Here is a 382-nt window from a genome sequence, read left to right on the forward strand (position 1 = left end):
CTCCCTTCCGCTCTTTCCTGTGGAAAATGTTCTTCGAAGAGCACGAAGACTACAAGTTCAACGGATTAGCATGGCTCTTCTTGGGCGTCCCTACAGGCAGCTCATTGCTCTATAAGGAGGAATTTGAGCTAATGAAGGAGAAAAACCCGGAGAACTTCCGGCTAGACTTTGCTGTGAGTCGAGAGCAGACGAACGCAAAGGGGGAGAAGATGTACATCCAAACTCGGATGGCTGAGTATGCGGAGGAGCTATGGGAGATGCTAAAGAAAGACAACACGTTCGTGTACATGTGCGGGCTAAAGGGCATGGAAAAAGGCATCGACGATATCATGGTTTCTTTAGCTGCTAGAGATGGCATTGACTGGATAGAGTACAAGAGGCA

The 382-nt window shown here is 48.4% G+C and carries 1 protein-coding gene; it reads left to right on the forward strand.

Features of this window, described 5'->3' with window-relative positions; genetic code table 11:
• Positions 1-26 precede the first annotated feature (26 nt).
• A partial coding sequence (locus GFJ41_RS21215; protein ID WP_264318560.1) for a hypothetical protein occupies positions 27-382 on the forward strand: 356 nt, incomplete at its 3' end.

Source organism: Paraclostridium dentum, from assembly GCF_012922555.1.
GTDB lineage: Bacteria > Bacillota > Clostridia > Peptostreptococcales > Peptostreptococcaceae > Paraclostridium > Paraclostridium dentum.